This window comes from Sphingomonas sp. (assembly GCF_036731925.1).
In the GTDB taxonomy this organism is placed as follows: Bacteria; Pseudomonadota; Alphaproteobacteria; order Sphingomonadales; family Sphingomonadaceae; genus Sphingomonas.
In genome coordinates, this window is record NZ_DAINDJ010000001.1 from 1592210 (window position 1) to 1603468 (window position 11259).

General features: G+C 66.4%; 13 protein-coding genes. 8 read left to right on the plus strand and 5 right to left on the minus strand.

Going from position 1 to position 11259, the window contains the following annotated elements; translation table 11 throughout:
• Position 1: 1 nt before the first annotated feature.
• Together smpB and dapA are read right to left on the minus strand one after the other, a co-directional pair.
• Positions 2–484 carry an SsrA-binding protein SmpB gene (smpB, locus tag V7E00_RS07845; protein ID WP_141985574.1) on the minus strand — a complete coding sequence of 161 codons (483 nt, stop codon included), beginning with the start codon at positions 482–484 and terminating at the stop codon, positions 2–4.
• 67 nt (positions 485–551) lie between these two features.
• On the minus strand, positions 552–1433 hold the full coding sequence (gene dapA, locus V7E00_RS07850; RefSeq protein WP_333572070.1) for a 4-hydroxy-tetrahydrodipicolinate synthase: 882 nt from the start codon (positions 1431–1433) through the stop codon (positions 552–554).
• 71 nt (positions 1434–1504) lie between these two features.
• Here dapA and V7E00_RS07855 point away from each other — a divergent pair, with 71 nt between their 5' ends.
• The 4 genes from V7E00_RS07855 (at position 1505) to V7E00_RS07870 (ending at position 4664) form a co-directional block, all read left to right on the plus strand.
• Positions 1505–3496: a lytic transglycosylase domain-containing protein gene (locus V7E00_RS07855; protein ID WP_333572071.1), complete on the plus strand. Its 1992-nt coding sequence runs from the start codon at positions 1505–1507 to the stop codon at positions 3494–3496.
• Positions 3497–3510: 14 nt separating this feature from the next.
• Positions 3511–3990, plus strand: a complete 480-nt coding sequence (greB, locus tag V7E00_RS07860) for a transcription elongation factor GreB (protein WP_333572072.1) — start codon at positions 3511–3513, stop codon at positions 3988–3990.
• 115 nt (positions 3991–4105) lie between these two features.
• Positions 4106–4384 carry an acylphosphatase gene (locus V7E00_RS07865; RefSeq protein ID WP_333572073.1) on the plus strand — a complete coding sequence of 93 codons (279 nt, stop codon included), beginning with the start codon at positions 4106–4108 and terminating at the stop codon, positions 4382–4384.
• Positions 4385–4433: 49 nt separating this feature from the next.
• Positions 4434–4664 carry a hypothetical protein gene (locus V7E00_RS07870; protein ID WP_333572074.1) on the plus strand — a complete coding sequence of 77 codons (231 nt, stop codon included), beginning with the start codon at positions 4434–4436 and terminating at the stop codon, positions 4662–4664.
• A gap of 68 nt (positions 4665–4732) precedes the next feature.
• Here the strand turns inward: V7E00_RS07870 and ettA are convergent, their stop codons facing one another.
• Entirely contained in the window at positions 4733–6412 is a 1680-nt protein-coding gene (gene ettA, locus V7E00_RS07875; protein ID WP_333572075.1) for an energy-dependent translational throttle protein EttA, read from the minus strand.
• Positions 6413–6680: 268 nt separating this feature from the next.
• On the opposite strand from ettA, the gene V7E00_RS07880 reads away from it, so the two are divergent.
• Entirely contained in the window at positions 6681–8060 is a 1380-nt protein-coding gene (locus tag V7E00_RS07880) for a M20/M25/M40 family metallo-hydrolase (protein ID WP_333572076.1), read from the plus strand.
• 148 nt (positions 8061–8208) lie between these two features.
• Positions 8209–8433: a hypothetical protein gene (locus V7E00_RS07885; protein WP_333572077.1), complete on the plus strand. Its 225-nt coding sequence runs from the start codon at positions 8209–8211 to the stop codon at positions 8431–8433.
• Between the two features lie 56 nt (positions 8434–8489).
• Here the strand turns inward: V7E00_RS07885 and V7E00_RS07890 are convergent, their stop codons facing one another.
• Positions 8490–9077 (minus strand): PAS domain-containing protein, encoded by a 588-nt coding sequence (locus tag V7E00_RS07890; RefSeq protein WP_333572078.1) that lies wholly within the window; start codon positions 9075–9077, stop codon positions 8490–8492.
• Positions 9078–9222: 145 nt separating this feature from the next.
• On the opposite strand from V7E00_RS07890, the gene folE reads away from it, so the two are divergent.
• Positions 9223–9837, plus strand: a complete 615-nt coding sequence (folE, locus tag V7E00_RS07895) for a GTP cyclohydrolase I FolE (protein ID WP_333572405.1) — start codon at positions 9223–9225, stop codon at positions 9835–9837.
• 14 nt (positions 9838–9851) lie between these two features.
• Complete coding sequence (locus V7E00_RS07900) at positions 9852–10799, plus strand: NAD(P)/FAD-dependent oxidoreductase (RefSeq protein WP_333572079.1); 948 nt, start codon at positions 9852–9854, stop codon at positions 10797–10799.
• Positions 10800–10812: 13 nt separating this feature from the next.
• Here V7E00_RS07900 and V7E00_RS07905 read toward each other — a convergent pair whose 3' ends face one another.
• Positions 10813–11259: a DUF3429 domain-containing protein gene (locus V7E00_RS07905; protein WP_333572080.1), complete on the minus strand. Its 447-nt coding sequence runs from the start codon at positions 11257–11259 to the stop codon at positions 10813–10815.

Genomic DNA, 11259 nt, shown 5'->3' on the forward strand with positions numbered 1-11259 from the left:
CTCAGCCGCGGTCGCGGAGGATGCGGGACTGCTCGCGCTTCCAGTCGCGTTCCTTGATGGTTTCGCGCTTGTCATGCGTCTTCTTGCCCTTCGCCAGCGCCAGCTCCACCTTCGCACGTCCCTTGCCGTTGAAATAGACCGACAGCGGGACCAGCGTCATGCCCTCTCGGGCGACGGCGCCGTGCAGCTTGTTAATCTGGCGCTCGTTGAGGAGCAGTTTACGCGGGCGCTTGGGCTCGTGGTTGAAGCGGTTCCCGTGACTGAACTCGGGAATATTGGCATTGACCAGCCATACCGCGTCACTCTTGATCTCGGCATAGGCCTCGGCAATCGAGCCCTCGCCGAACCGCAGCGACTTCACTTCCGTGCCGGTGAGCACGAGGCCGGCCTCATAGACCTGCTCGATGAAATAGTCGAAACGCGCGCGCCGGTTCTCGGCGACGGTCTTTACCTTGTCGAATTCCTGGGGACGTGGACGGGCCATAAGACCGCGGGATGTAGGGAGGGACAGGCCGGAGCGCCAGCCGTTTGTTGGCGCTCCGGTCCCTTCCTCAGAGCAGCCCGGCGAATTCCAGCGCCGCGTCGACCGCCTTGCGGCTCGCCTCGCCCGCCTCGGTCATCGGCAGGCGCAGTTCCTGCGGGAAGCCGGAGCGGATGCGGCCCATCGCGTACTTGACCGGGCCCGGCGACGCATCGGTGAACATCGCGATGTGGAGCGGATAGAGCTTGTCGTGGAGCGCCAGCGCCTGTGCGGCATCACCCGCTGCCCACGCAGCCTGGAACTCGGCGCACAGCTTCGGCGCGACGTTGGCCGAGACCGAGATGCACCCCACGCCGCCTGTTGCGTTGAATGCCAGCGCCGTCTCGTCATTGCCGGAAAGCTGGACGAACCCGGCTCCGCAGCCCGCTCGTTGTTCGGAGACGCGTCCGAGATTGCCCGTCGCGTCCTTCACGCCGACGAACGTCTCCGGAAATGCCTGTACTATCCGCGCCATCGTGGCGGGCTGGATATCGGTGACGGTACGTCCTGGCACATTGTAGAGCACGATCGGCAGATCGGTTGCCTCCGCCACGGCCGCGAAATGCCGGAAGATGCCTTCCTGGCTCGGTCGATTATAATAGGGTGGCACCATCAGCGCTGCGTCGGCACCGGCGTCCGCGGCGGCGCGAACGTTGTCGATCGCCACCTTGGTATCGTTCGAGCCGGCGCCTGCCAGGATCTTCATCCGGCCTTTCGCCTGGTCGGCACATACCCGCACGATGTGGAAATGCTCGTCCTTCGGCATGGTCGCTGCCTCGCCGGTGGTGCCGCAGGGCACCAGCGCCGACGAGCCTTCGCCGATCTGCCATTCGACGAGCGCGCGGAAATCCTCCTCCGCGAACGCGCCGTTGCGGAACGGCGTCACCAGCGCAGGGATCGATCCTGAAAACATCGCGCGGAATCATCCTCTTTTTCGGTATAAACGGGGTGGCAGATACGGCGCGATCTCCTATCATGTCCAGCATGGTCGGTACGATGCTCAAAGGCGCGTTGGTGTTCGCCGGTGTTTCGGGACTGGCGGCCTCTTCGCAGGTGACCCCCGCGATGCTGGCGGCCCTAGCGGGCGGCTTCGTGCCGCAGGCTCAGGCGCAATATGATCCGGTGAGCACGGCGCTGGTCGAATGGAAGCGGCTTCAGCAGTCGGACAATTACGCCTTTTCGGACTATGCCAATTTCCTGCTCGCCCATCCCGGCTGGCCGGGCGAGAAGAGCCGGCGCGCCGCCGCCGAGACGATCCTCGACAGCGGCACGGCAATGCCGGACCTCGCCGTCCGCTTCTTCACCCGTTTCCCGCCGATTACGCCCGCCGGGCGCTTGCGCTATGCCGAGGCGCTCGCCGCCACTGGCCGTCGTGCCGAGGCGGAGGACCAGGCGCGCCGCGCATGGCGCGCGGGCATCCTGCGGACCTCGGACGAGAGCAAGCTGCTCGCCTCGTTCGGCACCGCGCTCCGCCCCGCAGATCACGATGCGCGCGAGGACATGCTGCTGTGGCAGGGCGCAACGAGCATCGCGACGCGGCAGCTGGCCTTCACATCACCCCAGCTGCGGCCGGTGTTCGAAGCGCGGATCGCCTATCGCACCAACGGCTTCGACGCGGCCACCAAGGCGAACCTTGCCGACGCCCGCGGCCAGTCGGACCATGGGTATATCGCCGATCGCGCGCGCTGGCTGGGGCAGACCGGCCAGACCCAGCTGATGCGGTCCTATCTCGCTCAGCCGCGGCGCATGGCCGGCTTTCCCGGCGATCCGGAGAAATGGTACGAGGTGCTGCTCTCGGCCGCGCGGGGCGCGCTGGCGGACGGACAATATGACCTCGCTTATCGTATCGCCTCGCAGGTGGATGACGCCTTCCCGTCCGGCACGGACGTCAGCGATCTCTCGCTCGGGGTGCGCGACGATTATACCAGCCTCACCTGGCTCGCAGGCACGGTGGCGCTCTACAACCTGGGGCGCCCGAACGACGCCGTCGGCATGTTCGCGCGCTACGGCCGCGGATCGAAGACGCCGGGCACGCAGTCCAAGGGCATGTACTGGGCCGGGCGCGCCGCCGAAGCCGCCGGCAATGCCACTGGCGCGCAGGCCTATTATGCCCGCGCGGGCGGCTTCCCCGACCTGTTCTACGGCCAGCTAGCCGTGGAAAGGCTCGGCCAACCCCTGCGAGGCCCGCGTGACCTGACCGGGAAGACCGCCGCGCCGGGGGCGCGAGATGCCTTCTATCGCCGCGAGCTCGTCCGCGCAGCGCAACTGCTCGGCCAGATGGGCAATCGCAGCGACCAGAGCCTGTTCCTGCGCAAGATCGCCGAGGATGCGACGACCGAGGACGACCACCTCCTGGCCGCCGATCTCAGCCGCACCCTCGGGCGACCGGACCTGGGCGTGATGGTCGGCCGCAGCGCGCTCCAGAACGGCCTGTCCGACTATAGCGCCGCCGGCTACCCATCGGTGAAGGTGCCCGAGGGCCAGCGCGACTATTGGACGATCATCCACGCGATCGCCCGGCAGGAAAGCCAGTTCAATCGCGACGCAGTGAGCCGCGCCGGCGCACGCGGGCTGATGCAGCTGATGCCGGGCACGGCCCGCGAGACCGCGACCAAGCTCGGCATGGGCTATGACGCGAGCGCGCTCAACGCCGATACCGATTACAACATCCAGCTCGGCTCCAGCTACTTCCAGCGCATGCTGAACTATTATGGCGGCTGCTACCCGCTGGCGGTGGCAGCGTACAATGCCGGCCCGGGCAATGTGAACAAGTGGCTCCGTGCCTATGGCGATCCGCGGCTGCCGGGCGGCGACGTGGTCCGCTGGATCGAGCAGATCCCGATCTTCGAGACCAAGAACTACGTCCAGCGCGTACTGGAAAACGCCGTGGTCTATGATCTGATGAACCCGTCGCTGGCCCGCAGCAAGGGCGCGGCGAACCTCAGCTGGTATCTGGGCAAGAGCCGGCCGGGCTGATAGCGCGGGCGACGATGAACGATCGCCCCAACTATATCACGCCCGCAGGCTATGCGGCGCTCAAGGCCGAATATGACCAGCTCTTCGGGCAGGAGCGCCCGAAGCTTGTCGACACGATCTCCTGGGCGGCGGGCAATGGCGATCGCTCCGAGAATGGCGACTATATCTACGGCCGCAAGCGACTGCGCGAGATCGATCGTCGGCTCGGCTTCCTCGCCCGGCGGATGAAGGCCGCCAAGGTTGTCGACCCTACCCGACAGGAAGACCGCAGCGGCGTGTTCTTCGGCGCCTGCGTGACCATCGCCGACGAGGACGACAACCACCGCACCCTCACACTGGTTGGTGATGACGAGGCCGATGCCGCCAAGGGTCTGGTCGGCTGGAATGCGCCCCTCGCGCGAGCATTGCGCGGTGCACGCATCGGCGATCTGCGCCGCGTGGTGCTGCCCGCGGGCGAACGGGAATATGAAGTGATGGCGATCACCTACCCCTGACGCGCCGGGGTCTGCCGGGTTTGCGGCGGGCCGTTCCCCTGGCCCGCTTCCCATTCGTCCCAGACTGCTACAGGGTTGCCCGGCCCGAGATCATGGGCGTGTACAAAGGGAGCATATGGCGCAGCAGCGAATCCTGGTTTCGGGACGGGTACAAGGAGTCGGCTATCGCGACTGGGTGGTGCGGACCGCGCAGCGCGGCGGGCTGACGGGTTGGGTCCGTAATCTGCGGGACGGTCGCGTCGAGATTCTCGCTGCCGGCGAAGACACGGCAATTGGCCTGTTTGTCGAGGCATGCCGTGAAGGCCCGCCGCTCGCCCGCGTCGAGCATGTCGAAAGCGAGGCAATGCCGGAAGACAAGGCGCATAAGGGTTTCACCAAGCGGTTTACCGCCTGAGGGGGAACAGGAACGCGCGCTATCCTGTTGTAGAGGCAGGAGAATGCCGATGGAAAATCCCCGCACGGAAACCGCCCGCGATCATGACGACCGCGATCTTATCGAAAATGCCGAAACTGCCCCGTCCTTCTCGGGCGCAAGCGGCGGCAATCTCGAGCGCGACGTAGCGAGCAGCGCCGAATTGGACGCCGTCGATGCGCCGGATGGCATCCGCCGCGTTCGGAAGCAGGACGCGATCGACCACGACCAGAGCCGGCCTCACGATCGTCCACGCGACTGACCAATGCAAAAGGGCCTTCCCGCATCGGCGGAGAGGCCCTTTCTGTTCGCCGGCAGAGCCCGATCGGCTCAGCGCGTCAGCTTCTTGTAGGCCAGCGCGGTAGGACGATCGGCGGCATCGCCCAGGCGACGGCGCTTGTCTTCCTCATAGGCCTCGAAGTTGCCCTCGAACCATTCGACATGGCTGTTGCCTTCGAAGGCGAGAATATGGGTGGCGAGACGATCGAGGAAGAAGCGATCGTGGCTGATCACCACGGCGCAGCCCGCGAAATTCTCGATCGCCTCTTCCAGCGCGCCCAGCGTTTCCACATCGAGATCGTTGGTCGGTTCGTCGAGCAGCAGCACGTTGCCGCCGCGCTTCAGCATCTTGGCGATGTTGACGCGGTTGCGCTCACCGCCCGAAAGCTTGCCGACGATCTTCTGCTGATCCGCGCCCTTGAAGTTGAACGCACCCACATAGGCGCGCGTCGACTGATCATGGCCGTTGATCTTCATGTAGTCGAGACCGTCGGAGATTTCCTGCCAGACGTTCTTGCTGTCATCGAGGTGATCGCGGCTCTGGTCGACATAGCCGAGGCGCACGGTCGAGCCGATGTCGATCTCGCCCGAGTCCGGGGTTTCCTGGCCGGTGAGCAGCTTGAACAGCGTCGACTTGCCCGCGCCGTTCGGCCCGATCACGCCGACAATGCCGCCCGGCGGCAGCATGAACGAGAGGTTCTCGAACAGCAGCTTGTCGCCATAGGCCTTGGAGATGTTCTTGGCCTCGATGACCTTGCCGCCCAGGCGCTCGGGCACCTGGATGACGATCTGGGCCTTGCCCGGCGTGCGGTTTTCCTGGCTGGCGACCAGCTGCTCGAACTTGGCGATACGCGCCTTCGACTTGGTCTGACGCGCCTTGGCGCCCTGCCGGATCCATTCGAGCTCGTCCTTGATCGCCTTCTGGCGGCCGGTGGCCTCGCGGTCTTCCTGCTCGAGGCGCTTGGCCTTCTTCTCGAGATAGGTCGAGTAATTGCCCTCGTACGGGAAATACTTGCCGCGGTCGATCTCGAGGATCCACTCGACGACGTTATCGAGGAAGTAGCGGTCGTGGGTGATCATCAGCACCGCGCCGGCATATTCCTTGAGGTGATTTTCCAGCCAGTTGACGCTTTCGGCGTCGAGGTGGTTGGTCGGCTCGTCGAGCAGCAGGATCGACGGCTTCTGGATCAGCAGGCGGGTGAGCGCGATGCGGCGCTTTTCACCGCCCGAGAGGTTCTCGACCGGCCAGTCCGACGGCGGGCAGCGCAGCGCTTCCATCGCGATCTCGAGCTGGTTGTCGAGGCTCCAGCCGTCGACCGCGTCGATCTTGGCCTGGAGATCGCCCATCTCCTCCATCAGCGCGTCGAAATCGGTGTCGTCCTTGGGATCGCCCATCTCGGCCGAAATGGCGTTGAAGCGATCGACCATGTCCGCCACTTCGCGCGCGCCGTCCTTGACGTTCTCGAGCACGTTCTTGGTCGGGTCGAGCTGCGGCTCCTGCGGCAGGTAGCCGACGGTGATGTTCTCGCCCGGCCAAGCCTCGCCGGCGAAATCCTTGTCGATGCCGGCCATGATCTTCATGAGCGTCGACTTACCCGCGCCGTTCGGACCCACGATGCCGATCTTGGCACCCTGGTAGAATTGCAGGTTGATGTTGTTGAGCACCGGCTTGGGGGCGCCGGGGAAGGTTTTGGTCATGTCCTTCATGACGAAGGCGTACTGCGCAGCCACGGTGGCGGATCTCCGTTGCGAAATTCTGGATGCTGGAAAGACGCGTGGCATGTAGCGATGCGGGCGCAGGTTGGCAACGCGGGGGTTGGCGGAGGTTCTAAGCCCCTCCCCTTCAGGGGAGGGGTTGGGGTGGGGCTGTGTCTCACCGAGACCAACAAGCGTTCTGGAATCCCTTCACCCCAACCCCTCCTGCAAGGAGGAGGGGCTAAGTGACGGAAACGCCTCATCCCCCATTGCAATCGGTTCGCCGCTGGTTAGCATCCGCAGCATGAACAAGCGCCTCCTGCTCGCGGCCGCTGCCGCCTTCGCCCTGCCCCTCCCCGCGCTCGCGCAGACCGCCGCCCAGGTGGCAAGCGTACGCGATGCCGCGATGAAGGACGACGTCGCGTGGGACGTGGTGGAAGGCCTTACCACCGAGATCGGCCAGCGCCTCGCCGCCACCGAAGCCGAGGCGCGTGCCCGCGCCTGGGGCGTGCAGAAGCTTACGGCGCTCGGCTTCAAGAACGTGCATGTCGAGACCTATCGCATGCCGGTATGGGTTCGCGGCGTGGAGACCGCCGAAGTGCTCGGCGGCTCCGCGCAGAAGCTGACCGTCGCCGCGCTCGGCTATTCCGGCTCGACCGGTGCGCAGCCGCTGGAGGCCGAGGTCGTCTATTTCGCGTCGCTCGCCGAGCTGCAGGCAGCAGCCGCCGGCAGCCTGAAGGGCAAGATCGCCTTTATCGATCATGCCATGGTGCCGACCCAGGACGGATCGCAGTACGGCTATTACGGCGCGGTCCGTCGCGCGGGCCCGAGCATCGCGGCGACCAAGGGCGCGGCCGCGGTGCTGATCCGCTCGATCGGTACCGATCACCACCGCAACCCGCACACCGGCGTGACCAGCTGGGCAAAGGGAGTTTCGCCGATTGCCGCCGCGGCCCTCTCGGTCCCCGATGCCGAGCAGCTGGTGCGGCTGGTCAAGCGCGGCCCCGTCAAGCTGCGGCTCAGCGTGACGCCGCAGTTCAAGGGCGAGGCAGAATCCGGCAACGTGATCGCCGATATTCCAGGCAGTGATCCGAGCGCGGGCATCATCGTGGTCGGCGGCCATCTTGACAGCTGGGACCTGGGCACCGGCGCGATCGATGACGCTTCGGGTGTGGCGATCACCACCGCCGCGGCGCTCCAGGCGGCGAAGCTCGGCCAGCCGAGGCGCACCATCCGCGTCGTATGGTTCGGGGCCGAGGAAGTCGGCGGCTTCGGCGGCACCGCTTATGCCAAGGCCCATGCCAAGGAGCGGCATGTGCTGGCGATGGAGTCCGATTTCGGCGCCGATCGCGTCTGGAAGTTCGAAACCAACCTGCCGGAGAGCGCCAAGGCACTTGGAGACCGACTGGAGACCGCCCTCTATCCGCTCGGCATCGAGCGCGGCCGCGACAAGGCGCATGGCGGCACGGACGTCGAGCCGATCCTGGCGCTGGGTGTCGGCACCATCGGTCTGAACCAGGACGGGCTGCGCTATTTTGACCTGCACCACACGCCGGACGACACGCTGGACAAGATCGATCCCGCCCAGCTTCGCCAGAATGTCGCCGCCTGGGCCTCCATGCTGGCGATCGCCGCCAATGCGCCGGAGGACATCGGGCCGGTGCCCGCCGAGAAGGGCGAGTAATCGCCGTCCCAAATTCAGGCGAAAACATGGCCAAGTCACGGCGATGCGACATATTTGCGTTTGACGCGTTGCTCGCCGTGGCCCATGCAGCGGGCTTGACGTGCGGCTCTTTTCGCCTGCGCAACGAATTTGAAGTGGGAGCACCCGGATGAGCAAGCTTCGCCTGATGGCCGCAGCAGCCCTGCTGGCGCCGCTGGCAGCATGCGGCGGTAGCGAAAGCAATGTCGCGGACGGCGCGAATGTCGCGCCCGAGGCCAATGCGATGATCTACCAGAACGATGCCGAGGATCGGGCCAATGCCGAGGCCGAAGCGATGATCGGCAATGCCGCGCCGGACAACGGCGCCGAGATGCCGGCCGGCAACGCGCAGTAGGCTCCTGCCGCCGAACAAGCGAGGGGCGTCCCGTTCGGGCGCCCCTTTTTCGTGGTTCAGTAGCCCGCTTCGATCGCCATCCGCACCGCGTCCGCAGCGGTCCGCACCCCCAGTGCGCGGAACATGGCGGCGCGATGCATCTTGATCGTCCGCTCGGTCAGCCCAAGGTCATAGGCGATCTGCTTGTTGAGCTTGCCCGCCGCCATCGCGATCAGCACCGCGCGCTGGCGCGGCGACAGCGCATCGATCTTCTCGCGCGCGATAGTGGCGCGGTGGGCGGTGCCTTCCTTCGGCCCCTCCACCTCCATCTGCGAGCCGAGGAAATATTCGAGCTCGCCGTCTTCCCCGAAGATTGGCGCGACCAGCAGCGCGTTGCGGAACGGCGTGCCATCCTTCTTGTAGTTAAGAATCTCGACCATTACCGGCCGCTTCTCGCGCACGCCCGCGCTTAGCGCCTCGCTCAGCCACGGCTCCGTCTTGTCGCCGGCGAGGAAGCGGCAATTGCGCCCGATGATCTCATCCCGACGATAGCCCGTCAGGGTGATGAACGCATCGTTGCAATCGACGATGGGGTTGTCGGGCAGTCGGGGGTTGCTGAGCACCGCGGCGACGGCGCTTCCGGCGATCATGTCGGTCAGTGGCATTGGTCGGCTTTCTGCATCCCGTTGGGGTCGCGTAACTGCATACCCTTTTGTCCATGTTCCCGGTTTCACCCGGGTTCCTCATGTGGAGGACACTCGATGCCGGCGTGCCACACAAATGCTGCCGGTGAAACGAAAGGTAGGCCCGATGAACTTCTTCTGCAACGATATAGAACGGGCCGATGACGAAACAGGCGGCGAAATGGTCCCCGACGAGGTGCAGGAGGCGGTTCGCACGCTGCTGCGCTGGGTCGGCGAAGATCCTGAGCGCGAGGGTCTGCGCGACACGCCGCTGCGGCACGCCAAGGCCTGGCGCGAATATTGCGCCGGCTATGACGAGGATCCCGGGATGCACCTTGCCCGTACCTTCGAGGAGGTTGCGGGCTATGACGAGATCGTGCTGCTGAAGGACATCCCGTTCCAGTCGCACTGCGAGCATCACCTGGCGCCGATCACCGGCAAGGCATCGATCGCCTATCTGCCCAAGGACCGTGTGGTCGGCATCTCGAAGCTCGCCCGCGTCCTGCACGGCTATGCCCGTCGCCTGCAGATCCAGGAGCGCCTGACCGCGGAGATCGCCCAGGCGATCTGGACGCATCTGAAGCCCGCGGGCGTGGCGGTGGTGATCGAGGCGCAGCATGGCTGCATGACCGGACGTGGTGTGAAGACCCACGGCGTCGGCATGGTCACCAGCCGGATGCTGGGCTGCTTCCTCGAGGATCGCAGCAGCCGCGCCGAGCTGATGTCCCTGATGGGCTATTGAGCAGGCGAACGCAGATGGACGTGGTGATCCTCGGCGCCGGGATTGCGGGCCTCGCCTGCGCCGATCAACTCCGGGCCGCCGGGCATCAGGTAACGCTGTTCGACAAGGGCCGCGGCCCCGGCGGCCGCATGTCCACGCGGCGGGTCGACCTGGACGGTCGGCAGCTGCAGTTCGATCACGGCGCGCAATATTTCACGGTGCGCGACGATCGCTTCCGCCGGCTGGTCCAGGTATGGGAGGCGCAGGGCGTCGCCAGCCGCTGGCATGCGGCAGGCGAGGACGCCTGGGTCGGCACCCCCGCAATGAACGCGCCGGTGCGGCACATGGCGGAAGGGCACCGGGTCCATTTCGGCCACCATGTCGTTGCGCTCACCCGAGACGTGACCGGCTGGCATGTGCGGCTGCAGGACGGCCAGCACGGCCCCTTCCACGCCGCGATCGTCGCCGTGCCGGCCGAGCAGGCCGCTGCATTTCTCGGCGCGCACGACCTGATGATGGCGGCGGATGCGATGGCCGCGCGGTCGCAGCCCTGCTGGACCGCGATGATCGCCTTCGAGGATCGCCTGCAGATCCCGGCGGACAGCTTTCGCCAGCACGGCATCATCGGCTGGGCCGCGCGGGACGGCGCCAAGCCCGGCCGGCAGGACGGCGAAACCTGGGTCGTACAGGCGCATGGCTCCTGGTCCAGGACGCATCTGGAGGATACGGCGGAGGACGTGGCACGCGCGCTGCTCGATGCCCTGCTCGCCCATGCCGAGGGGCCGGTGCCCGCCGTCCGCTACTGCGCGGCACATCGCTGGCGCTTCGCGATGACCCCGGGCGTCGACAAGGGCGCATTGTGGAACGAGGCGCTGCGCCTCGGCGCCTGCGGCGACTGGCTGCAAGGGCCGCGCGTGGAGCTCGCCTGGCTGTCCGGCCACCGCCTCGGCACGATGATCGGGAGTGCGGCCGCGGCAGCCTGAACCCGTTGCGGCTCTACAGCAGCGCGAGGGTGAGCGTCAGCAGGCCGAGGCCGAGGGAAAGCTGCAGCCGCAGCGCAATCCAGCCCCGCACCGTGGGGCACGTCCGCGCCAGCACCAGATCGACCGCCGGCGAGACGAGGATCGCCGCGCCGAGGACCAGCAGCGCCTGCCCCGTCGTCCAGCCGAGCTGCTGAAGCAACATCAATCCCCAGGCGATCAGCGAGGGCAGCACCGCCACGCCGAACAGTCCGGCCGATGCCTGGCCGCGCGCTACGCCCTGCCCCCACCACAGCCCGCCGAGGAAGCTGTAGATCAGCGCGGCATAGCCGAAGCCCGCGCCGAGCAGCAGCGTACGGTGCATCGGCAGCAGCACCAGTCCCGCAATGCACAGCAGGAGCGGCAGCAGCCCGGCATAGCCGAGGGTCCGCGCCGCCGAGGTGATCGAGCCATGGTTTTCCAT